The 23,968-nt window shown below is 43.6% G+C and carries 21 protein-coding genes; 14 read left to right on the top strand and 7 right to left on the bottom strand.

Translation table 11 applies throughout. The features are described 5' to 3' along the window. The first annotated feature begins 6 nt into the window (after positions 1-6). Positions 7-1,578 carry an L-glutamate gamma-semialdehyde dehydrogenase gene (gene pruA / locus THEBA_RS10775; RefSeq protein WP_014731558.1) on the top strand — a complete coding sequence of 524 codons (1,572 nt, stop codon included), beginning with the start codon at positions 7-9 and terminating at the stop codon, positions 1,576-1,578. A 60-nt stretch (positions 1,579-1,638) separates the two neighbouring features. Here the strand turns inward: pruA and THEBA_RS10770 are convergent, their stop codons facing one another. Together THEBA_RS10770 and THEBA_RS10765 are read right to left on the bottom strand one after the other, a co-directional pair. Then, complete coding sequence (locus THEBA_RS10770) at positions 1,639-2,253, bottom strand: hypothetical protein (protein ID WP_014731557.1); 615 nt, start codon at positions 2,251-2,253, stop codon at positions 1,639-1,641. Positions 2,254-2,302: 49 nt separating this feature from the next. Then, the gene (locus tag THEBA_RS10765; RefSeq protein WP_014731556.1) at positions 2,303-3,259 is read right to left on the bottom strand and encodes an aldo/keto reductase; all 957 of its coding nucleotides are present in this window, start codon (positions 3,257-3,259) and stop codon (positions 2,303-2,305) included. Positions 3,260-3,809: 550 nt separating this feature from the next. On the opposite strand from THEBA_RS10765, the gene THEBA_RS10760 reads away from it, so the two are divergent. From THEBA_RS10760 to THEBA_RS10750, 3 genes are all read left to right on the top strand, one after another. Beyond that, positions 3,810-4,454, top strand: a complete 645-nt coding sequence (locus tag THEBA_RS10760; RefSeq protein ID WP_014731555.1) for a DUF4230 domain-containing protein — start codon at positions 3,810-3,812, stop codon at positions 4,452-4,454. 81 nt (positions 4,455-4,535) lie between these two features. Beyond that, a complete protein-coding gene (locus tag THEBA_RS10755) occupies positions 4,536-7,538 on the top strand; it encodes an Ig-like domain-containing protein (RefSeq protein WP_014731554.1) in 3,003 nt (1,000 codons plus the stop codon). Positions 7,539-7,914: 376 nt separating this feature from the next. Then, on the top strand, positions 7,915-9,009 hold the full coding sequence (locus THEBA_RS10750) for a KamA family radical SAM protein (protein WP_014731553.1): 1,095 nt from the start codon (positions 7,915-7,917) through the stop codon (positions 9,007-9,009). Positions 9,010-9,029: 20 nt separating this feature from the next. Here THEBA_RS10750 and THEBA_RS10745 read toward each other — a convergent pair whose 3' ends face one another. Beyond that, entirely contained in the window at positions 9,030-9,767 is a 738-nt protein-coding gene (locus THEBA_RS10745) for an acyl-[acyl-carrier-protein] thioesterase (RefSeq protein WP_014731552.1), read from the bottom strand. Between the two features lie 41 nt (positions 9,768-9,808). On the opposite strand from THEBA_RS10745, the gene THEBA_RS14985 reads away from it, so the two are divergent. Further along, positions 9,809-10,210 (top strand): DUF3795 domain-containing protein, encoded by a 402-nt coding sequence (locus tag THEBA_RS14985; protein ID WP_148270031.1) that lies wholly within the window; start codon positions 9,809-9,811, stop codon positions 10,208-10,210. 419 nt (positions 10,211-10,629) lie between these two features. After that, positions 10,630-11,667: a low-specificity L-threonine aldolase gene (gene ltaE / locus THEBA_RS10740; RefSeq protein WP_014731550.1), complete on the top strand. Its 1,038-nt coding sequence runs from the start codon at positions 10,630-10,632 to the stop codon at positions 11,665-11,667. Here ltaE and THEBA_RS10735 read toward each other — a convergent pair. Then, positions 11,645-12,304, bottom strand: a complete 660-nt coding sequence (locus tag THEBA_RS10735; protein WP_014731549.1) for an HAD family hydrolase — start codon at positions 12,302-12,304, stop codon at positions 11,645-11,647. The genes ltaE and THEBA_RS10735 overlap by 23 nt on opposite strands. Before the next feature lie 129 nt (positions 12,305-12,433). Between THEBA_RS10735 and THEBA_RS10730 the strand changes: the two genes are divergently transcribed. The 5 genes from THEBA_RS10730 to THEBA_RS10705 all read left to right on the top strand — a co-directional run bounded on the left by THEBA_RS10730 (position 12,434) and on the right by THEBA_RS10705 (position 16,848). Then, on the top strand, positions 12,434-13,111 hold the full coding sequence (locus THEBA_RS10730) for a hypothetical protein (RefSeq protein ID WP_014731548.1): 678 nt from the start codon (positions 12,434-12,436) through the stop codon (positions 13,109-13,111). Positions 13,112-13,639: 528 nt separating this feature from the next. Further along, entirely contained in the window at positions 13,640-13,831 is a 192-nt protein-coding gene (locus THEBA_RS10720; protein WP_041928224.1) for a PhoPQ-activated protein PqaA family protein, read from the top strand. Positions 13,832-14,003: 172 nt separating this feature from the next. Beyond that, on the top strand, positions 14,004-14,348 hold the full coding sequence (locus tag THEBA_RS10715) for a hypothetical protein (RefSeq protein WP_041928222.1): 345 nt from the start codon (positions 14,004-14,006) through the stop codon (positions 14,346-14,348). Positions 14,349-14,447: 99 nt separating this feature from the next. Next, positions 14,448-14,798 (top strand): ArsR/SmtB family transcription factor, encoded by a 351-nt coding sequence (locus THEBA_RS10710; RefSeq protein ID WP_014731547.1) that lies wholly within the window; start codon positions 14,448-14,450, stop codon positions 14,796-14,798. 1 nt (position 14,799) lies between these two features. After that, the gene (locus THEBA_RS10705; protein WP_014731546.1) at positions 14,800-16,848 is read left to right on the top strand and encodes a heavy metal translocating P-type ATPase; all 2,049 of its coding nucleotides are present in this window, start codon (positions 14,800-14,802) and stop codon (positions 16,846-16,848) included. Positions 16,849-16,959: 111 nt separating this feature from the next. On the opposite strand, the gene THEBA_RS10700 is transcribed toward THEBA_RS10705, so the two are convergent. The 3 genes from THEBA_RS10700 to THEBA_RS10690 are packed head-to-tail and all read right to left on the bottom strand — an operon-like array spanning position 16,960 to position 20,347. Next, the gene (locus THEBA_RS10700) at positions 16,960-17,625 is read right to left on the bottom strand and encodes a nitroreductase family protein (protein ID WP_014731545.1); all 666 of its coding nucleotides are present in this window, start codon (positions 17,623-17,625) and stop codon (positions 16,960-16,962) included. Between the two features lie 17 nt (positions 17,626-17,642). After that, positions 17,643-18,917, bottom strand: coding sequence for a metallopeptidase TldD-related protein (locus tag THEBA_RS10695; protein WP_014731544.1), 1,275 nt, complete (start codon positions 18,915-18,917; stop codon positions 17,643-17,645). After that, positions 18,917-20,347, bottom strand: a complete 1,431-nt coding sequence (locus THEBA_RS10690) for a TldD/PmbA family protein (RefSeq protein ID WP_014731543.1) — start codon at positions 20,345-20,347, stop codon at positions 18,917-18,919. The genes THEBA_RS10695 and THEBA_RS10690 overlap by 1 nt, the downstream gene beginning before the upstream one ends. A 259-nt stretch (positions 20,348-20,606) precedes the next feature. On the opposite strand from THEBA_RS10690, the gene THEBA_RS10685 reads away from it, so the two are divergent. The 3 genes from THEBA_RS10685 (at position 20,607) to THEBA_RS10675 (ending at position 23,943) form a co-directional block, all read left to right on the top strand. Further along, complete coding sequence (locus THEBA_RS10685; protein WP_014731542.1) at positions 20,607-21,356, top strand: ABC transporter ATP-binding protein; 750 nt, start codon at positions 20,607-20,609, stop codon at positions 21,354-21,356. Then, positions 21,349-22,536 carry an ABC transporter permease gene (locus THEBA_RS10680; protein WP_014731541.1) on the top strand — a complete coding sequence of 396 codons (1,188 nt, stop codon included), beginning with the start codon at positions 21,349-21,351 and terminating at the stop codon, positions 22,534-22,536. The genes THEBA_RS10685 and THEBA_RS10680 overlap by 8 nt, the downstream gene beginning before the upstream one ends. Positions 22,537-22,662: 126 nt before the next feature. Next, the gene (locus THEBA_RS10675) at positions 22,663-23,943 is read left to right on the top strand and encodes an alpha/beta hydrolase (protein WP_014731540.1); all 1,281 of its coding nucleotides are present in this window, start codon (positions 22,663-22,665) and stop codon (positions 23,941-23,943) included. The last annotated feature ends 25 nt before the right edge of the window (positions 23,944-23,968 follow it).

The following is a 23,968-nucleotide window of genomic DNA, read 5'->3' as shown; positions in this document are numbered from 1 at the left end:
ATTACTATGTTTGATGTTACGGATTTCCAGATAATTCCACCATTCAAGAATGAACCATATATCGACCCTTCAGATCCAGAAGTAAGATCGCAGATGATGTTAGCTTTTGAAAGAATTCGTTCTCATGAAAGAAACTACGACTTGTTTATTGGAGGAAGATATCTTTCGACTGAATCCAAAATAGTCTCGAAAAATCCTGCAGATCCCGATGAAGTAGTAGGAACGGTTTCAAAAGCTACTAGAGAGATCGTTGACAAAGCGATTGATGCTGCTTATTTCGCTTTCAAGAGCTGGAGCCGAATGCCTGCTTCAGAAAGAGTAGTCCCTTTTCTGAAAGCTGCGCAAATAATGAGAGATCGACGATACGAATTAGATGCTACGATGATTCTTGAGGTGGGCAAGAGCTGGATAGAAGCCGACGCAGATCTAGCCGAAGCCATCGATTTTCTAGAATACTACTCTCGTGAAGCGCTTAGATATGGACAATCTCAGCCCGTTGTTCAAATTCCCGGCGAATACAATGAGCTCAGATATATTCCTCTTGGTGTCGGCGTGGTAATCCCACCCTGGAATTTCCCCAGTGCAATAATGGCCGGTATGACAACTGCGGCCGCAGTATCCGGAAACTGTGTTTTGCTTAAGCCAGCATCTGATGCTCCGGTTATCGCCGCAAAGTTCGTAGACATTTTAAGGGAAGCAGGACTTCCAGATGGTGTGGTCAACTATGTACCAGGTTCAGGTAGTGAAATTGGCGATTATCTTGTTGAACACCCTTTGACCAGGTTCGTATCATTCACTGGCTCCAAAGAGGTCGGATTGAGAATCAACGAGTTGGCTGCGAAACATCAAAAGGGCCAGAAATGGATAAAGAGAGTGATACTCGAGATGGGCGGCAAGGACTGTGTAGTGGTAGATGAAACGGCAGACACCGATGCCGCGTCGACTGGAGCTGTAGCCAGTGCGTTTGGTTTTCAGGGGCAGAAATGCTCTGCAGGATCACGGATCATCGTTGTTCGTGAAGTCTATGACGAGATGGTTAAGCTGGTGAAGCAGAAAACGGAAGCTCTAACCATTGGAGATACAACCGATCCCAACATTTACATGGGGCCGGTTATAAACGAAAGTGCTGTGTCAAAGATACTCCGCTACATTGAACTGGGAAAGAAGGAAAGCAAGCTTATAACTGGCGGTAATCGTTTGAAACGCAGGGGATATTTCATAGAACCTACTGTATTTGCCGACGCATCACCAACAGCAGCAATTGCACAGGAAGAGATATTTGGACCTGTAACCGCCATAATAGAGGCGCGCGATTTCGACCATGCGATAGCAATCGCCAACGGTACTGAATATGGTCTAACTGGAGCCTTCTACAGCAAGAGAAGAGACAGAATTGAAAAGGCAAAGACAGAGATTCACGTTGGAAATCTCTACTTCAACAGAAAGTGTACCGGAGCGCTTGTGGGCGTCCAGCCATTTGGAGGGTTTAATCTGTCCGGCACTGATTCTAAAGCGGGCGGAAGAGATTACTTACTACTTTTCCTTCAGGGAAAATCCATCAGCGAGAAGATACTTTAGATTCGACTGTAGAAAAAAAGGTCTCCCGTCAGGGAGACCTTTTTCATCTAACTTCACGTCTTATTCTGCAACTCTCTTAACCGAAATAGTTCCACTTAGATGAATAGTGATAGTTGAATCCGAAGGTGCTTCATAGTCGTAAATCGCAAACCAATCTATATCTTCGGCCGTTCCACCGTTGATTATTTCTAGTATCATATCTAGTGCAGCGGATTCGCCAGAATGCAACCTGAAAGTGTTTTCGCCGGGATAAATTAAACCGCTGAAAAGCTTGCGATCGCTTATTAAATCAGGATCGTTGAAAAAATCCAGGAATTGTTCTTCTGAATGTCTCTCTCTGAAGACATAGAAGTCAATATCAATAGAGCCTTCTGAATCAGGGTTCTCTGGTACCCATTCTACTCTAGCTTTGATCTCCATACCGGTGATTACGAAGTTATCTGGAAGATTCAACTGGGTTTCTTTTTCGGCCTCTTGGATTATCTCGTCGAGCGATGGGACTGTCTCGGTTCCGAAAGCAAAGCCAGATAACGGCAATATACTCCCGGGGAGTTCAAATTCGATGGGTTCTATCAATCCTTCGCCAACTGGGATCGGCACCGAAATTACATACAGACAAGAACTCCCCAGAAAAATAATCAAAATAACCGAAAAAAAAAGCAAGAGTCTTTTCATATTGGATTTCTCCTCCCTCTCTTCATTCCAAAAGAACACTCGAAAACGGTCATTCAATAATGGAGTAGATTTCTTTTGTTATCTCTTCGGTAAGTTTATCCTTTACGTCCAAAGCCTTTAGGTTATCTCTCAGCTGTTGAACCTTGCTGACTCCGAGTATTATTGAACTGACGTTTTCATTCTTCAAAATCCAGGCAAGTGCAAGCTGAGCAAGCTCAGTGTCGAGTTTCTTCGCAACGGCGGCAAGTCTTTCCACCTTTTTTAGATTCTCACTCGAAAAGAGCTTGCTCTCTTCCAGATGCTTCTTCAAACCGGGAAACTTTGCCAATCTACTGTCTTCCGGGATTCCTTTGTTGTATTTACCTGTCAGAAGCCCGCTCGCCAGGGGACTCCAGACGGTAAGCCCTAACCCATACTTCTCGTAAATCGGTCGATACTCCGACTCTACTCTTTCCCTCACAAACATGTTATACTGCGGCTGCTCGACAACCGGGTGAATTGCATTCAGCCTGTCGGCTACTTTATGGGCTTCTTCGAGCTCTTTGGAACTCCATTCAGATGTTCCCCAGTAGAAAGCGAGACCGTTTCTTACGATGTAATCCATCCCAAGGACCACTTCCTCCACTGGAACCTCCGGATCTGGCCTGTGAGCAAACAGAATGTCAACATAATTCAACTGGAGTCGTTTTAGAGAATTCCAGGTTCCTTCAAGCAGATGCTTTCTTGAGAGTCCCTTTTGATTTGGTTTGTTTCCTCCCCAAAAGATCTTCGTTGAAACAACTACTTCTTCCCGCTTGAATTCCTTCAGAATTTCGCCCATCATCGACTCTGCCATTCCGCTGGCATATGCTTCAGCAGTGTCGAAGAAGTTTATTCCAGCTCTGTACGCCTCTCTCATCGCCTCTCTTGCATTGTCTATATCTAGCTGAGCCCCAAAGGTAAGCCATGAACCAAGACTTAACTCACTGACAAGAAGGCCACTTTTACCAACTTTGCGATATTCCATCCAAATCATACCTCCCTTTTTAATTCCGATATAGATTGTTTTAATTATATCATCATAAGAATCGTCACGAGAGTTATTATACTTATGTATTTAAACGACAAATCTGTTTACAGGATGGATTTTCTTTTTTCTCTGATAAACTTGGTATGAAAGAGAATCGAAGATGCCTATTTCTGTTGGAAAGAGAAAGCTTAAGTACCAGCTTTGGGATTCCCGAAGTATAAAGTTGATCTATCCTGCTCATTCGACTTCTGTGTGGTCACTTGGCCACAACAGGATATAAGTGTTGGAATCGATGGAAATTCGAACGAATGGCGGAAGATCTTTTCCGAAGATCAGTAATGGAATTTGGTGCTTGCGCTCATTCAAAATCTATATAGTTCTCAGAAATCACTAATGAGAGTTGAGGGATTTTTTTGCTGTATGTGCAAAACTCTCGATTTACTTTAGATGTAACTGATTGAAGTAATGTAATGGCTGCCAAGGGAGGCGGAATGACACTTTTATGAATACCTTCTGATGGTCGTCAGTGTTTGGAGGTGACTCGTAGTTGATACTCAATGTTGTTCTGATTGCACTTGTGATTCTGCTTGCAGCGTTTATTCTCATGTCCAGGCGAAAGACCAGCTTCAGGACAGAATCGATAATTCACAAAGTGGAGAGAATCTCGGAACTGAGTACTGCGAGGATGACAACGCTTCTGATTTTCGAACCTGAGCGGGAAAGTCTTGTTCCCGGAACATTTCAGCGGTTTATTTTCATTGTTCCCTTTCAGGTAAGGGGTTATGTAGACCTAAGAAAGTTGAAAGAGGATTCAATCGAAATCCATGAAGGTGAAGCAAGAAGGATTAAGCTGATCCTGCCTTCTCCAAGACTCGAAGTTACAATTCCTCAGAGTAAGATTCCCGATATTAGGGTAATCAACCAGAGTGGTGTTTTGACAAGGATCTTTGGAAACAAAGATATGTTGAAGATTTTTCAGTCTTACAGCGACAAAATAGAAAAGCAGGCACTTCAGAACGCCTCAGAAATGGGAGTTGAAGAGACATCTAGAGAAAGCGCAAGAAACTTCTTCCACGGTCTCTTCCTCGGAATGGGGTTTGACGAAGTTGTTGTTCTGTTTGAGCAGGATAACTCATTAGAAACTAATGTGGAAATTGAGAAAGCTGGCAATCAAAGAAAGGAGATTAATTAATATAAACTTTACTCGTAGTCCTTTGGATCACTATCAGCAGATATATTGAAAGAAGGCAATCGTGAGAAAGGAGGAGAAATAATGAAGAGATGGATGATATATCTACTCATTGCCGCAGTTGCCGTGGCAATCGTTCTGATTATTGCACTTCCCGCGCTCCTAAACAAAGAACCGAAACTGCAGTTTCCAGTTCATGTAGTGAATCAGGGCGAGAAGCTATCTGCAAATCTGAAGCCGTTCGTTATCGATGAAAAAATCGATGAAGTAGTTCTTGAACTGGTAGAAGGTCCCGGCACAATATCCGGTTTTTCCTATGTATTCGAACCAGGCTTCTCCTATGAGGGAGAAGTTCGTGTAAGTATAAGGGCAACCGACAAGAAGGGAAAGAGTTCTCAGCAAGAAATGCTGATAAACGTAGTTAGAGTGAACCGCCCACCGGAAATAGACACTTCTCCTATCGTAGTTCGCGAAGGTGAAACAGTGACTATCAACTTGAACTCGCTAGCAGTTGATCCAGATGGTGAAGAACTTGAATTCTCCGTTCAAGGCCCAGGGGAGCTTCACGGAAGTGCTTACATTTACTCTCCAGGCTACAGTGATTCCGGTAAGACGGTTTTGAGAGTACTGGCGAAGGACCCAAATGGAAACGAAACAGCACGAGATATCGAACTTGAAGTAATCGATGTTAACGCCCCGCCTGTTTTGCAGCTCGAGAATCAGATCGTTAATGAAGGAGAGGTTCTCTCGGTTGATATTTCTTCAAAGGTAGTCGATGAAGATAACGACAAAGTGGTCCTTTCTCTAGAAGAAGGCCCGGGAGAGATTACGGAAGGAGTGTTCACTTACGAGCCATCATACTCGGATTCCGGAACTGAAACCGTTAGAATCAAGGCATCAGACGGCTCGGGTAACGATGTCTTTTCAGGCTTCGAAATCCTCGTAATAGACGTGAACCGCCCGCCAAAGTCCTTGCTTAGCGACATGAACGTGAATGAAGGAGAGTCCCTTTCTTTCGATTTGCTTTCCAGGGTTGTCGATCCAGATGGAGATAACGTGACCTTCAGCCTAGAGGGACCTGGAGAGATCGTTGACGGATCTTACATATACAATCCAGATTACTCAGATGCAGGGGACAAATCGGTCGTATTAATTCTCGAAGATGAAAAAGGAGCAACAAACACGGCTTCTTTTATGGTTAGAGTCAATGATGTCAACAGACCTCCTCAAATATCTATTCCCGATCAATCGGCGAAAGAGGGAGAGCAGTTGAAAATATACCTGAAGGGTTTCATTTTCGATCCCGATGGAGATGAGGTCACCTTCGAAATCGCAGACGGACCGGGCTTCATTGAGGATGACCATTATCTATTCACTCCTGACTTCGATTCCGAAGGAATACATGAAGTGACACTAACGGCAAAAGATAATAAAGGACTTGAAAGCGTAGGGTTCTTCAAAGTCACGGTAGAAAACGTAAACAGATCGCCCGTAACGTTATCACCTTCGATAAACACCAGCATCATGGAAAGCTTCACTCTTGACCTCGATCTGGGAAGTCTTTTCGTTGACCCTGACGGAGATGATCTTCAATTCGAAGTGGAAGGCTATGGTATAGTCGTCGACAATAGCTATCAGTACTCTCCAGGGTACAACGACAAGGGAGAGAAGGTTGCAACTGTAACTGCCACAGATCCTTACGGACTGTCAGATAGCTTGGTGATCAGAATCGATGTCAAAGACAGGAATAGAAACCCAGAATCGTCAATAGAAGAGATGAAAACCTCGATACATGAAGGCTCTTCCTTGAAAATCGATCTTCGACCCCTGTTCTCAGACCCAGACGGAGACGAATTGATATACAGTCTCAGTGGTATCGGAGAGATTGAGGGCAGTAACTACTCGTACTCACCGGGCTATGACGAGGCGGGGGAGAAAAACGTTATTGTTACGGCTTCTGATAACAACGGAGGAAGTCTTTCTCTACCAATAATCATATCTGTAATAGATGTCAACAGACCTCCTCAAATATCTATTCCCGATCAATCGGTGAAAGAGGGAGAGCAGTTGAAAATATACCTGAAGGGTTTCATTTTCGATCCCGATGGAGATGAGGTCACCTTCGAAATCGCAGACGGACCGGGCTTCATTGAGGATGACCATTATCTATTCACTCCTGACTTCGATTCCGAAGGAATACATGAAGTGACACTAACGGCAAAAGATAATAAAGGACTTGAAAGCGTAGGGTTCTTCAAAGTCACGGTAGAAAACGTAAACAGATCGCCCGTAACGTTATCACCCTCGATAAACACCAGCATCATGGAAAGCTTCACTCTTGACCTCGATCTGGGAAGTCTTTTCGTTGACCCTGACGGAGATGATCTTCAATTCGAATTACAGGGGATCGGGAGCATATCAGCAAATAGTTACATTTACACTCCCGGGTTTAATGACAGCGGTGAGAAGACAGCCACAGTCACAGCCATAGACTCTAATGGCTCAAGCCAGAGTCTTCCAATCAGAATCGAAGTAAGAAATCTGAACAGGCCACCGGACGTTTTTTTGCCAGATTGCATCGCGGAGGCTGGAAAGGAGTTCTCTTTGTACCTTCGGGCATTCGCAACTGATCCAGATGGCGACGCCCTCAGATTCAACCTGATTTCTGGTCCGGGTGAAGTCGTGGTAGATAGATACTTTTTCCTTCCGGAAAGAGCCGACATCGGAGAAAGAGAGGTAATTCTAGAAGTCTCAGATGAACTAGGTATGAAGACGAAAAAGAGATTTAGACTTGAAGTCATAGCGTCAGAAAAGGTTGTAAGGGTATCATATGCGCTTCCTTTATTTAGTTCGGAAAACGTTAGGATTGTTGCCGGTGAGTATGAAATCGTATCCGACCGAAAACAGGCTGTTATCAAAACCAACTGGGAATTCAGTTTCGATGAGATTCGGTTCTATTCGATCAATGAATCTGAAGAAACATTAATCGGAACGGCGATATTCGATTCTACAGACGATTCACTGAACAGAAAGATCTACTCTCCCTCCGGAGATTATGTGGGAAATATCATACTAGTGACCGAATAACTGCAACGCTAGATTTTGTCTATTCGCCCCTCCAAGAAGAGGGGCTTTTCTGTTTACCAAATACCCTATGTGAGTATACTTCTGTGAAGCATATTTGAAAAGCAACTCAGAGAGTCTAACTGCATCATTTTTATCAGAGTTTTGAGTATGCTATAATTAATTATTGTTAGTGCCTGCATGATTGCTTGTATTTGCGCGATGCCGGCTTACTCGTTTGATTCAGATCAAATATCGATTTGCGTACAAGTGAAGATTCACTAGAAGGGATCAATGTCGATTACCATTGCGGGCAGTCTCTGCCAAAGGCCTCTTCGGAATGATCGAATACAGGCTTCGTATGTTTTTAGTCTGTATATTAAACAAAGGAGTGATAGATTTGCAGAAACCAACATATCTTACTAGTGTAGAGAAGATCGAAGAGCTAAATGATGAACAGATAACTGAAATGAAGAAGGTGACCGATGTTTACCCCTTCAGAGCCAATGATTACTATCTGGGGCTCATTAACTGGAACGATCCGCACGATCCTATAAAGAGAATTATCCTTCCCGACTTCGAAGAACTCGATGAGTGGGGGGATCTGGATGCTTCTCAGGAGCATATATACACCGTTGCTCCCGGTATGGAGCATAAGTACAAAGACACCGCCTTGCTTCTTGTCTCAAAGGTTTGCGGAAGCTTCTGCAGATTCTGTTTCAGGAAGAGACTGTTCTCCACAGAAAACAAAGAAGTGGTAAATGACGTTACTCTTGGTGTTGAGTACATTCGAAAGCACAAGGAAATCACGAACGTACTTCTCACCGGTGGGGACTCTCTAATACTTTCTACAGAAAAACTGGGAGATATTGTTCGACAGTTGAGGGAGATTGACCATGTTGGCATAATAAGATTTGGAAGCAAAATGGTTGCTTTTAACCCCTACAGAATTATTAACGATCCAGATTTGCCAGATATGGTTAAGAAATACAGCACCCCAAAGAAAAGGATATATATAATGGCACATTTCAATCATCCTAGAGAGCTAACCGATGAAGCAATAAGAGGTCTGAACATTCTGAGAGATGCTGGTGCAGTTATATGCAATCAGACGCCAATGATCCGTGGCGTGAATGACAGTGTGGAAGTCATGACCGAATTATTCAGGAAACTCTCATTTATTGGGATTCCACCTTACTATGTCTTTCAGTGCAGACCGACAAAGGGAAATCACACTTATGCAGTGCCAGCAGAGAATGGTTATGAAATTTTCAAGAAGTCCATAGATTCAGTCTCAGGTCTGGCAAAGAGGGCTAGATTCGTAATGTCACACGCAACCGGCAAAATCGAATATGTCGGCCTGGACGAGAAGAAGATATACATGAAATATCATAGAGCGGCCGATCCAAGACGGTACGATCTCTTTATGGCTTTCAACAGGAATCCAGATGCGTATTGGCTGGATGATTATGTAGATCCAGACTCACTTGTATAATAGGCGGCTTCAACAGCCATTCACTTCCATTCAGTTCTGGCAAGAGAAAGTACTCTTCCAGAACTGATTATCTTGTGTTTGCCTTCAGCAAACTCGTCCCCGTTCTCAAATACACTTTCTACAGAAATCTCATCACCCTCTCGAGATTCGCGTTTGTACTCGATTGTAAGCCTTCTCAAGGATCTCTTCGCAAACTCATCGGGAACGGTTTCCATAATCCATCTAACATATGACACGTTGTTAGAATGCCCGTTCGTATCCAAGTCCGAACTGCGTACTCTAAAGGTGATCTCTTCACCATATGAATCATTATCGTTAACCTGTGGAAAAGAAAGAGGTTGGTGGAAATCACTGTCAATACCATACAATGCGTAGAACTGGTCTCCGATCCTGATTGGTCTTCGTTTCCTTTGGTCAATTAGGATCCACTGAGAATTCGCGTCAACAATTAGATTATCTGAACGGTCAAATATCTCAAAACGCCTGTACGCATAGAATCTATCCATTGAGTAAGGAATAGTCTGAACAACAACGTTTTCCATGTAGTCAGGATACCTGTTCACATTGACATCCCAACGAAGAAGAAGCCAAGCGTATTCACCCTTGCTCATAATGTCAACTCCGTGGCCTATCTCGACAGTCTGAAGTGTCACTATATCATTAAAATAATCCATGAGTGTGGAAACTGAAGCTTTCCAGTGACAATCGAGTTCGTAGTATCTAACCTTGTAAACTTCTTTAGTAATTACAGGTTTCAAAGCTCTCCCTCCAAAGATATGACAATTCAATAAATAATGCTATGCTCTACACATGGACAAAAACATCAGTTAAGCTGAGTCCGGGTGATTGCATGACTATGATAGCATTCTGCGGGATAGACTGCAGTCAGTGTGATACATACAGGGCCACTATCGCTGATGATAATTCATTAAGAAGAGAGACTGCAAATAGGTGGTCTGTCGATTTTGGTTTTGATATTTCTTCGGAAGACGTCAGCTGCAGTGGATGTCATGGTAATTCTCTTTTTAAGTTATGCTCCGGCTGCCCATTCAAACTCTGTTGTGAAGAGAAGGGAATCTCAAACTGCGGAGAATGCGAAGAGTATCCATGCGAAACGCTGGAAAGATTCTTGAAAGCCCTACCAAATGCTAGAAGAAGATTGGACTCCATACACGAGAAATGTTACCATACCTCAGAGTAAAGCATAATTACACGTGAATTATCCTCGCAGTCACCGATACCAGAAAAGTCCTGATGTCTCTCTTTACTGATAAGATATTTTTTAAAGTGTAACATTGATATACTGTATCTGGTTATCTCTCACTCCATAAGTAACAACCCATAGTATTTATGAGATGTGGCATCCGTTGTGTTAATGTTAATGTTTATTTTAACAGGTAATCTATAGGTAATGCACACTGCATGTTTTCGCCCTATTTTCACAAAGCAATATTCATACAAACAAACTAGAATAAATATAGTTTATAACCCCCCTATCCCCCTTAGATAGGAACCCCATATAGTCCGGATCATTAGATCCGGCTTTTTTTATTCTTGTTATTCTTGATAGTAATTCTGGTTTATAATTGTTTTCATAACTTACCTTATGGAGGTGCTGTCTTGAAGTGGATAGATATTAGAAGTGATACAGTTACGGTCCCCGGTGAAGAAATGAGGCGGGTTATGGCCAGTGCAGAGGTAGGAGACGATGTGTACGGAGACGATCCGACAGTCAACAGACTTGAAGAGATGTCAGCAGACATCTTGAAGAAGGAAGCCGCCCTTTTCGTTCCTTCAGGAACATTCGGGAATCAACTTTCAATCCTCACACACACTCTAAGGGGAGATGAGGTGATTATTCCAGCGTCCAATCACATCATTGTCCACGAGGCCGGAGCTTCTGCAGTGATAGCGGGAGTTCAGATGAGAACTCTTGACTGTGATGATGGCAAACCTTCAGCCGAAAGAATCAGAAGTGCCATCAGATCTGAGGATCTTCATTATCCGAGAACCGGATTAATCTGTCTGGAAAATGCCCACTCCAGCGGACGAATCCTCCCCATGAATTACATCAGGGAGATCTACGAACTGGCTTCAGCGCAGAAAGTCCCCCTGCATCTTGATGGTGCAAGAATATTCAACGCTGCTATTGCCGAAGGGGTTAGCCCCGCAGAAATTGCCTCTTGTTCCGACTCGGTTATGTTTTGCCTCTCGAAGGGACTCGGTGCACCGATAGGGTCAATGCTGGTAGGTAAACGAGAATTCATAGCCAAGGCACGAAAGGGAAGAAAGATCATGGGAGGAGCTATGCGTCAGGCAGGTATTATTGCTGCCGCCGGAGTATTCGCACTCGAGAGAATGATCGATCGTCTTCAAATAGACCACGACAATGCTAAATACCTGGCTGAAGGGCTTTCAAAATTACCAAAAATCGAAGTCTTCTTTGATCGTCTCGACATAAACATGGTTTTCTTCAGAATCACCGGTAAAGCAAGTTCAAAGTTTATCGTTGAAACTCTTCACGATAAGGGAATAAAGATAAATCCGCCTGAAGCTGGCGAATGGCGATTCGTAACCAATCTAAACGTTACCAGAGAAGATCTCGATATAGTTCTTGAGGAATTCGAAGGTGCTCTTACAAGGACTCTAGCAAGCTAGGCAGTTCTTCCAAGCTTTCGATTCTTGGTGCGTAGTCTAAGTAAGATCTTGACCGATCGATAAGAATTCCCTTAATTCCGGCTGCAGAAGCGCCAAGCATGTCTACTTGAATGCTGTCACCAACAAAAATGACGTGCCTCTTCTCGATTTCCATCATAGACAGTAGCTTCTCAAAGATAACTTCGCATGGTTTGTACGATCTTGCCGATTCCGAAGTCAGCAGAAAATGATGTGGAATTTTATTTCTTTTTACAACCTTCTCAGCAAAGGAATTATCGGCATTAGTTAGGATTGCAACGGAATACTTGTTTACGATCGCCCTTAGGATCCTTGCATCCGGATAGGCGCGGAACTTAGAGAAGGAATCGTACATGAAGTTACAGTAGGCTTCCATGTCTCCTGGCAAATCGTACTTGTCAATCAAATCGCTTATCAGAAGATAATAATAGTATCTCTCCGGCTGAAAGGGCATTTTATGACAGTCCTTGAAGTAGTGGCCGTAGAGATTCACAAAGTCTCTCTCTATTTCCGCCACTTCAGCTGACGACTCTTCTGCCATCTTGGAGCATACAGGTCTGAAGAGCCTCGCGTTACTGACAATGGTTCCAAACAAGTCAAATATGATTCCTCTAACCATCATGTCTCCATTTCATCTTCTAGATTTACTTTTCGAATTTTTGTATAATACTATTGCAATTCTAGCACCTTCGAATTCTGTTCTGCGATGTTCAGATGTCTCTCGTCTGGGCCACTGGAGGTGGCAGATGTGTCTAGGGAAATGAGGATTATGTGGCTGCACAATCGCTTGCTAAAGAATGATTTCGCAGCCATGAAAGACTACACTCAGAAGTTTGGCATCTCAGTCCGACAGGCCCATAGAGATTTCAAGTATCTGAGAGCAAATCTTGGAGCGCCCATGAAATACTCTAGGAAAAGAGGCGAGTACTTCTATTCCGAACCCTATCATTTGCCTTCTCTTTTCGAAGACAGCATGAAATTTCAACTAAGAACAGAATATCGAATAAGCTCAGTCTTTCTGAACGCGATAGCTAGTAAGAAAGCTGTGAAGATTTTTCAAAGAGGGGGCAAAGAGTTCATTTTCTATCCCGCCTGTTTCGATGAAAGACGCGAGTTATTTTGTGGTCTTCAAGAGGATGGTAACGTCCGATTTGTCAGGTCAGACGAGATTGATAAGGTCATCTTTTCGAACAAGAGGTATTTGGAAGAACCAATGCTCTGGAACCGAATATTCCCGCGAGAAGCTGAATTCCACGAAGTAGACCTAGATTTTGGTGGCGATCGCCATAAATACCATTTCTTCGAGATAGGAGATTTGGTGATGTTCCTGGCTTCTGAGAACTCCTTCAAGGTTATTGGGCCGCAGGAGATCATTGACGAACTCAGAAAAGTTGCCGAAAATCTTCTGAAGACAATAGCTGACTGAGATGAGAGCAATTCCAGTTTTCTTGCTCTTGATTGTTGCGGCCTCTCTTTCATCGGTAACAGTGGATAGTTTTCTGAACTCCACTCAATTCCATCAACTATGGATAATGCAAATGTCAAGATTGTGGAGTCGCCTTCAGAGGGGCTTATCGAAATAGATACGTTAAACTTCGACTCGGTTGTATTGCAGAGGATTAAGTGGCTAAACGATCCGATGATCATAAAACCACCAAGGATAGAGTCAAAAGTTGCAGTGATGTTCATAACTGGTGACCACGGATACTCGTAGGAAGAGCTGGCATTATTCGGACTGCTGGCTTTGCAAATAGAGCTTACGTTGCCGTCCTATTCAACATCCCAAATCAACCACTTTTTGGCGGTCCCAAAGAGGACTGGTTACTTAGCTATTCTCTTGTAAGATGTCTTAAGAGTTGTGATTACACATGACCCGCCTTATTGCCCATGGTTCAAGCCACTATTGCTTCAATGAACATCATGAATGACTTCATAGGGAACAAGGGGGACGGAGTTGAAGGCTTCACTTTATCGGGGGGGCTCCAAGCGAGGTTGGACTACATGGCTAACTGCCCCGATGCACAAGAGAGTCAAAGAAATCGTTCCCACAGCCTTTGACAACCTCAATATTGCTGTACAGATGGAACACAAGCTTGACTTCTGGGGAGGCTTTTGTCACTCCATTGAGGAATATGTACAGAGATGAATCCTTGATGATCTAAATAGCCCGGCATAACTAGATTTGCCAGAGTACACAGATCTTTCACATATCGATCTCAACTCGTAATTCCAAAGCAAATTGCTGTCGGAACGAATGATCCATATGGCCCATAGACTCAGCTAACTAATACATAGAAGAACTGCCCGGCTGTTCATCAATGGTCTATGCTCCAAAGGCAGGACATGGGGCCGAAGTCTTCAGAGTTTCTCAGGCGATAAGTTCAATGATTCATCACCTGAACACAGGTAAGCCTCTTTCTTCAATGAGTTATGTAGAAGAGCAACCAGAAGGAACGTTGAAGGTTAGAACCTTGATGGAAAAAGAAAATGCGAATCTAAAGGAACTGAGGCTATTCAGATCGTCTTCCCCGGATGGAGATTTTCGAAAGACAAGATTCGAATCGATCCATGTCAAAGAATGCAGTTCAAAAGAACTGACTCTCAAAGCTCAACCGCGTTTTATTTCGAAGGCGTTTTCAACTTTGGTGGAAAGGAGCTCTTGATATCGACATCCGCGAGAGTTATGGGCAGATGACTTGACTTGAGAAGAGAATGCAGTTACAATCAATTAGATGACCGTCTAATTGATTTGGAGACATCCTATGAGTGAACTTTGCCCGAGTAGAGAAATTCACGTCGACGTAGATAAATATAGACTGATAGCTAAGGAAGTTTCGGGTCTCTCGGATCTTTTTAAGGTTATCGCCGACGAGACGCGAACGAAAATAGTATTTCTTCTGTCTGAAACGGAACTGTGTACATGTGATCTTGCAGAGATTCTCCGGCTATCACTGCCAACGATTTCCCATCACCTAAAGCAACTGAAGTCTTACAGACTCGTGAAAAGCCGTAGGGAAGGTAAGTCTGTTTTCTACTCCTTAGAAGACTTTCACGTTGTTGAGCTCATAAAACTTGCCAGAGAACATTTCCAGGAACTGTCGGAGGGCGATTAGAATGAAGAAATACAGAATAGAAGGACTTGATTGTCCTAAATGTGCAGCCAAACTGGAGGACCAGCTAAAGAGATCGGGAGTTGATGCAAGAATAGATTTCTCTTCTTCGACACTAATAATCGATGGTCAAACTTTCAAAGAAGTAGAAGAAGTTATTCACAAACACTCACCGGAGATAACGCTGTTGGAATCTCCGGACGTTGAGAAGGATTTACCCATCAAAGAACTTGTGAAACTGCTCTTCTCAGGAGTCCTTTTTTTCATTGCTTTGGTCTTTTCTCCCTTTATTCATGGGAATAATGAGTTGCTTGAATACGGCTTATTTGTAACTGCGTATCTTGTCGCTGGGGGAAACACCGTTTTAAAGGCTTTCAGAAATCTCTTCAAGGGGGACTTGTTCGACGAGAGTTTTCTTATGACCGTCGCTACTATGGGTGCATTTGCAATCCACGAATTGCCTGAAGCTGTTGCCGTGATGATCTTTTACAGTTTAGGAGAGCTTCTGGAGGCAATCGCCTTGAGAAAATCGAGAAGATCGGTGAAGGAACTGATAGATTTAAGGGCTGAAGAAGTAAATCAGATCATTGACGGACAACTTCGGACTGTACCGGCAAGTCAGATCCAGCCGGGTGACAGATTTGTTGTCAAACCAGGAGAGAGAATTCCCATAGACGGTCTTGTCAACTCTGGAAGCACCTGGATAGATAAATCACTTCTCACAGGAGAAAGTAGTCCCGTACCTGTAAAAGAAGGCGATATAGTTCTTGCCGGAACCATAAACAAATCAGGTGTAATAGAAGTCACTGCATCCACAAATCTTCAGAAATCTTACACTAGCAGAATGCTGGAGTTAGTTGAAGAGGGAACTTCTAGAAAATCTAATAGGGAGCGGTTCATTACCAGGTTCTCGAAGCTGTACACTCCCACTGTGGTCTCCATTGCTACCGCAATAGCGGTATTTCCCCCTTTGCTGTTCGGAGGGGGATTCTCAGATTGGGTTCATAAGGCCTTGATCCTTCTTGTCATTTCCTGCCCTTGCGCATTAGTCATCTCTGTTCCCTTAAGCTATTTCGTCGGCATTGGAAAGGCCTCAAGAGAGGGAATATTATTCAAGGGGAGTAATTATCTGGAATCTCTTGGCAAGATTGATTCGATTTTCATAGACAAAACGGGAACATTGACCAAGGGAAAGCTAGAGATCTCTCAAATAGAGACTTCTGGCCGATATGACAAGAGAGAATTATTGGAATACGCGGCCCTGATGGAAAGCTACTCCACCCATCCAGTGGCAAGTTCGTTTAGAAGTTTTATCCCAGAGATTCCCGAAGACATGAAAATCTCTCACCACTCAGAAATCGCCGGGAAAGGTATCACAGCAGAAATCAACGACAAGAAAATGGGCATTGGCAACTCCTCTCTGCTAAAAGATCTCGGAGTTGATTATAAAGAGCGAGGCGAATCAGGAAAGATATTTCTTTCCATCGATGGCAGAGTAGAGGGAGTATTCACTCTGTCCGACGTTCTGAAGGTTGATTCTGCCGATGCCATCATCAAGCTTAGAGAACTCGGAATTCATGAGATAGTTATGCTCACGGGTGATAGTCATGATATTGCTGGTTCTATATCGTCCAAACTGAACCTTGACGGTCTGATTTCCGAAGCAATTCCTGAAGATAAGATGAGAGCAGTAGAAGACGCTATCAAAAGCGGGAAGCGTACTGCATTCGTCGGTGATGGTATTAATGATGCACCGGTAATTGCAAGGGCCGATGTTGGAATCGCTATGGGCTTCTCTGGAGCCGACGCAGCTATAGAGACGGCCGATGTTGTTCTTTCAGGCGAGTCTCTATCTAAAGTCGCAAGAGCTATAGAGATATCGAGATCTACGAACAGAAATGCCATCCAGAATATTACAGCAGCCCTCGGAGTGAAAATGGCATTTATCGCTCTAGGCGCGTTTGGCTTAATGAACATGTGGGGGGCAGTATTTGCCGATGTTGGGGTAACTTTGCTTGCAGTTCTGAACTCACTCAGAATGTTGAACAAATGAGGCACTGTGAGTCTTCAAAGCTCTTCCCGCATAAACCTCTCGGGGATGCTACCATATCAATGTGCACATCAAGTCACTCCAAATGTAGAGGATCTGGTCTGGCATTAGGGACTACTTCATTATCACTCTGTAACGATCCCCGGCAGCCTTTTCTATAGAGACATTCTTAAAGAACTCTAAAGCAGTTATGTATGCATGTGAAAGAACAATTCCAAGATCTAACCAGTGACCTCCTCCAATCATGTTTGCCTTTGTCCAGATGTAAAGATCGCCTTCAAGAACACTGAATCTCCACGGCTGCCTGTTCATGGACGAAGGGGCTAGTCTACACGATTCAAGTATCTGAAGCAGTCTCTCGTCTTCGGGAACTGGTCCATCAATCAGAGCTCGAAGTTCCTTTCTCCTACCCATACCCGTAAGAATGTCGTTGATACTAACTTTCCCCTGGTCTTCCTTACCGATAATTATACCTGCCGGCGATCCCGCCTCTCTGATACCGGCATTCCAGCAACTACCAAAGCCCATTTTCGTCACTTCCAGGACAATAATCTCTCCCTGAAAGCCATACTCCACGAGACAGTTTGGCTTATTGGTACAAGGTGCATAGATCGCGGATGATCCTTTATTTAGATCCTTCAAGGCCCATTTCAGACGCAAGGAATGGAGAGTGGGAATAACTTCAAAAAAATCGACAAGCCTTTCCCGCTCCTCAGAAGAGAGTCCATATGGAAGAAACTTTCTAGTCGAATGTCTCATCTTTATTGTCTCGATTATCATATGAACCTCCAGAAACCCTATTCTCCCGAGATCTTCATTCCTTTCATCATCAGCGAAACAGGCCCGTAGTAGTCTCCATTTAGCTCTGTCTCTCTAGAGAGATAAAGAGAATCAAGACTCTTCAAATTTCCTGTCACAGAACCCCCAGTAACGGGAATTCTCTTTGAACCATCGAAATACCATCCGAGTCGGATTTCTCCACCGAAATCTCCTGTCGTCTCATCGACATCCACTGCAGAAAAATGTGTGACTTCTAAATGAGATTCTTTTCTCATCTCTTCAACACTGAGACTTCCTTCTCCGACAGAGAAGTTCATTGCAGCGCCAGTAGGTTCGATTCCTATGTAATAAGAGTATCTTATGTCACCCCAGAAACTATTCAAGATACCGTTCTCAATTACCTTCCTTTTCTTCATAAGAAGACCATCATTATCGAATGGAAGGCTGTAGTATGAACCCTCCAGTTCAGGTACAACCTCTAGTGTTATTCTGTCCCCTGCTTCCTCAGACTGAACAGAGTTACCAAGCTCGGCTTCAGAAATTTTGTCGTACTTGAGATGGGCATTAGACTGCATCAAGTAATACCTCAATGCCTCTTTAGCAGGTTCTCCTGTAAGTATTACCGGAACTCCTTTAACTGCGGGAGTGGCAGTAGCATTAGCTCTCTCACGGACCATTTCCAGCAGTCTTGAAATTCTCATACTAATCCGCTCGTGATCAGGAACTGATAGGAGAAGTTGATCATAAAGCTCCACTTCTTCTCTACCTGATGAGCTCACTATGCTTTCTATATAGGTTCTGTATTTCGAAAGTGAGACATCTACTCCCTCGGAACTGAGAATTCTGTCCCTGTTTTTTATGACGAAAATCTCGACGGAGTTCAACCAGGAATTTACGGGTTTCGATTGAGAGAACACTGCCCCAACTGCCTCGCTTGCCAGTTCGGATAACTCATACTCCTCTGAACAAAATTTTCTCGAAAGGGCTGGAGCTAATGGATACCAGGGATTCTTGACAAACCCGGCAGCGAAGAATGCCTCTTCAATTGCTTCACTGATTTCAGCATCTTCCATCCCCGGGCTAATGTAAAATACAGAACTACCCCTGTATTTCTCGTTCTTATCTTCGAAATCCTTATACAGGGTAACCTCGTACTTGCTTACCTTCTTGGATCTTCCGAGGTCAACCTTGTCCTTAACAAAAAAGTATTCCTCACTTTCGACGTTTTCTTCCTTGATCTTCCATCCACTTATCGCAACCGACTTAAGCTGTCTAGAAATCTTATCTATCATTATCCCAACCTCGCTTTCGCTTTTATGTATGGACCACCAGCAGAGACTTTAACGAACTCTTTGTGTCCCTTGCCACAGGCTCCGGTGCCAGAAAGTCTGAAATCCTTTGACACCATTGAAATCGACTTAAGCAGAGTTGGAACATATCCCGTCATCATAACCGGTGATACGATTCTTCCTGTCAGCTTTCCCTTTACGATTTCTCTACCATAAGCTATGACACATTGGATACCCCAGTTCTTGGGATCTTCCATTCCACTATAATAATCTTCGAGAAGAAATCCATAATCTATCGAAGTTATCATTTCCTCCAGATCATCCTTCCCTGGCGAGAAGTAAGTATTGGTCATTCGAGCATACGCCTTCCTCTCAAAGGACTGCCTCTTTCCGTTTCCCGTTGGCTCAGTTCCAAGAATGGATGCTGAGATCACATCAGATATTCCCGTTAAAAGAATCCCCCTATCAATTATCACAGTATCTTTTGCTTCGCATCCCTCATCGTCAAAAGCGTAGGAAGACACTTCTCTTACACCAGCCGCGCCATCATGCATAGTAACTAACTCAGACGCAACCTGTTTCCCCAAATACTCGACAGCCTTTGCGCGTTCCTTCACAAACATATCCATTTCCACTCCATGGCCAAAAGCTTCGTGAGCAATGAGTCCAGCTACGTCGGGGGAGCATATAACGTCGTAAGTACCGGGATTTATTCGTTCCGCAGAGAGCAGCATTCTTGCGTTTTCTACAACTTTCTCCACATACTCATCCATTTCATCTAGAATCTCTGCTCCCTTGAGACCTGAAAATCCCTTCATGCTGTACTTTGTCATCTTTCCCCTTCTCGTAACAACATACAAGTATCCCTGCGACCATATGTAAGATTGAAAGAGGTCTTTCTTACTTGATATGAAGAGCTTGCTCACCTGTACGTTCTCCATTAAAGTCATTACGTTTATTACTTCCTCAGATAATGAATGAGCCTTACCTTTTAGGTTGGATAATCTGCCCAAGATCTCTTCGGCCGACAGCATACCAGGCAGGATCTTAACTTCGTCGTTGAAACTGAGTTTCCATTCCTTCTCCTCTGGAATCGGTGTCTTTGCCGCCTCAAGATTGTTCTTAACCATGGCCTTTCTGAAAACGGCGACTCTCTTCTTCACAAGCTCAACAATTCCATTAAGAGATTCACTATCTATTTCATTGAAAGAAAATTCAAAATAGCCTGTTCCATCATGAACTCTCAGAACAAAGCCCCTTTCTGACCATCTGGAATCGTTGACGCTTATCCCAGTAGTAGTTACCTGGAATAACTTTCCCTTCACATCGGTACCCAGAATAGAAACGTAGGGGAAATCATTCTCCAAAATTGAAACAAGATTCCGCAACAAGTCACGTCTATCGTCTAGATACTTTGAACTGGCTACCTTCATTTAGAACCTCCCATTATCAAAGGGTTATTTTTCATACTAAAAACTACTGTAGCATCGCATGGAAGCAAATCGATACCCTTGACTTCCAATATTATACTATAATTTATCTTAAAATGAAATAAATGAATCTAACACTCAATAAAATTGATAATTATTCCTTCAATTATGAAATAATTTTTCTGATATCTTCACCACTAAACTTCAATGTAACATAATGGTGTTATTCTTCACTAAGATAGATAACTGGAGGTTAGTAGAAATGGTAAAGGTTGAGAGAGTCACGAAGACCTTCGAGAATCGAAGGAAAAAAGTGACCGCTGTAGATTCGCTCAGTTTTGTCGCAGAACCAGGCAGCATATACGGTCTACTGGGTCCCAATGGAGCGGGAAAGACCACAACACTAAGAATCATTTCCACTCTCCTTAAGCCCGATAGCGGAAGAGCAACCGTTATGGGGTTTGATTCTGTAGATGCCCCCACAGAAGTGAGGAGGAGAATTGGATTCCTGACGAGCGACATGAAGCTATCGGGTAATCTCACCCCAAGAGAGCTTCTTCGATTCTATGGAGAACTAAGCCATATGCGAGAATCTGATATTTCTGAGCGGACGAAATTTCTTTCTGACTATCTGAACATGAATGATTTTCTCGACAAAAGAATCGGGAAGCTATCATCGGGAATGAAGCAAAAGGCTGCTATTGCAGTCAGCCTGATCCATGATCCCGAGGTAATCGTGTTTGATGAGCCGACCAATGGTCTAGATATTATTACAGCAAGAACCGTGACCGAATTTCTAAAGGACTATCGCAAGAAGGGAAAGACAATAATTATCTCCACACATATCATGTCCGTGGCCGAGAAGCTTTGCAATAGAGTAGGGATAATCTTCAAAGGCAAACTGGTCGCCGATGACACTCTTGGGGGACTTTACAGAAGATTCGATGAGTCCAGTCTGGAGGATGTCTTCTTCAAGATCGCCGATTTGGAAGGGGTGACTGAGAGTGTTTAGAGACGCCCTAATAATCTTCCGGAAAGAATTAAAGAATGTATTCAAAGATCCGAGAACAATATTCGCGGTACTAATACTGCCGATGTTGATTATGCCTGTCATCTTCCTGGTTATGAACGCCGTATCTCAATCACAGGCAAAAACTTATGAAAACGCCGTTTACAGTCTGAAGGTGACCAACCTGCCCGACGAAAGGTTCTTGAAGATTCTCGAAGGGATGATCTCCTTCGAGATCGTCGATGAACTTAACGAAGAGACGGTAAAGGACTTCGAAAACTCGATAGTGGTTGAGTTTCCTCCAAATTCAGCTGAGAGAATTGAAAACGGAGAAAGAATTGATGCCCTCGTCTTTTACAACTCTACTTCGAGAGGATCGGCGTATGGAGCACAAATGGTTCAGAACGCTCTGGCTTCTTATTCTTCGTTTCTCTTATCGGAGAAGCTCTTGGAACACGGTTTAACCATCGAAGACCTCAACCCTGTTAATGTAGAGAAAATGGATGTTGCTCCCGAGGAATCTCAGGGAACGGAAATGCTCGCGACACTGATCCCATATTTTCTACTTATCTATATCTTTGCCGGAGCAATGAACATTGGGCTAGATACAACCGCTGGCGAAAAGGAAAGAGGAAGCATGCCTGTGCTCTTGGTGAATCAGGTTTCTAGATCATCGATCGCAACGGGCAAGATTCTCTACGTAATGACCATAGCGATTCTGAACAGCATTTTCACTTTCATAGGATTGATAATTGCCTTCAAATTAGGAGGCCCGGCATTTGGGGCAGAGAATCTAAATTTATCATCTCTTTCGGCCTCGACTCTTGTGGGTCTTTTCATTACACTGCTTACCATGTCGGGAGTTGCCGCCGCTCTGATCGTTCTTCTGGGTTCCATTGCAAGAAACGTAAAGGAAGGAAGCGGATACGTGATGCCGATATATATCATGGCTATTGTCCTCGGAATAGCAACGATGCAGATGGAATCGCCAGATAATCCGCTGCTTTATCTTATCCCTCTGGTAAATTCAATCTTCGTAATGAAGGATATTATCACCGTCAATTTCGTAATTGCTAGATTTCTGCTTATGCTAATCAGTAATCTGGCATACGTTTCGATTTTCATTTACTTTCTTACAAGGGTTTTCAACAGTGAAAGGATAATGGATAGTTCCGGATCATGAAAGGTTCAAGATAAACTCGAGTGTAATGCCATTGGAGAGCCGAGGCTCTCCAACACTTTCTCCATTCAAGGCAAAGTGAGTTATCATTGAGATAGAACGTTAATAATTGTAATGGGAGAAATCCGGTTGAAGAGAATCTTTTCGATTGGCGCTTTTATATTTCTGATTATTGCTACGCTTTTTGGATCTGAGGTACTTGCTGACAGGTACCTTCAGCTTTTATTGCGAGGCAATTACCATCTCGCTTACGAGATGCAAAGCGTTAGAGCCAGAGCTCTCTATAGCGTCGATAACATGGTGCAGGAGTTTCAGCAGTTAGAAGAGGAGTATGGCAGTTATCTGTTCATCTTCTCCACCGAAACAAGTGTATTGAGAGGCTACACGGTATATATCTTCCACGCTCAGTTTGAGAGAGGATTCATTGACTTCAACGTGGTGGTAGATGATCAGGGCAAAATCGATACATTTGTGGTCCAACCGACGTCACAGCCGGGTGCAATAGCTGAATATATAGATACTAGCAAGTTCGATGAATTTGAGATCACTATAGGTGAGGGAAGATACCGTCTCCCAGCAGTAATAACGGTCCCCAAGGAGATAGACAGGTACCCGCTTGTCATTCTGATTCACGATTCCGGAGCTCTTGACAGAGATTCGACAATAGGTCCCAACAAACCCTTCAGACAGATTGCATGGGGCCTTGCGACCCAGGGCGTGGCCGTTCTTCGTTATGACAAGAGAACATTCGTGTTCGGAGAGCGCTTATCTCAGACTTCTCCAAGTATCGAGACGGAAGTAATAGAAGATGTAATCAAGGCTATAACTGCCGCTTCAAGAATTCCTTCGGTTTCTTCGATCTTCCTTGCCGGTCACGGACTTGGGGGAAGGGTTGCCCCCACCATAGCAATGAGAGATTCAAGAGTCGATGGAATAATTCTGATGGCTACTCCCTCTAGAAGAGAGCTCCAGGTAATAATTGACAAACAGAAGTACATTTCCTCGCTCAACAAGGGGGAGATTGGACAACAGACTCAGCTCCTAACAGATTATCTGCAGATCGCTTTGGAAGGGAAGCTACCTCCAGGAGCTCCCGTGCTTGCAGCGACAGCCGGTTACTATTATGAACTCGACAAGATGAGCCCAATAGAAACAATAAGGGAGCTGGAAATACCTGTGTTGATAGTGCAGGGTGACGCCGACTTTGAGTCGACCGTCCAGGATTACATAATGTTCATGAACGCACTCTGGACAAAAATCAATGTCTATTTCCAGTTGTTGCCCGGCCTCGATCATTACTTCATGCCTGTAGAGGGTGAGATATCAACGCCTGACAACTACTATGAGTTCCGACATGTCGATGGTCGTCTCATAGATACCCTATTTTCATGGATCTATATTTTCGATTGAGAGACTTGCTCACAGCGGTTCGCAA

It is taken from the genome of Mesotoga prima MesG1.Ag.4.2 (assembly GCF_000147715.2).
Classification (GTDB): Bacteria; Thermotogota; Thermotogae; order Petrotogales; family Kosmotogaceae; genus Mesotoga; species Mesotoga prima.
Note: the sequence above shows the minus strand (reverse complement) of the source record. Positions and strands in the feature narration are given on the sequence as shown.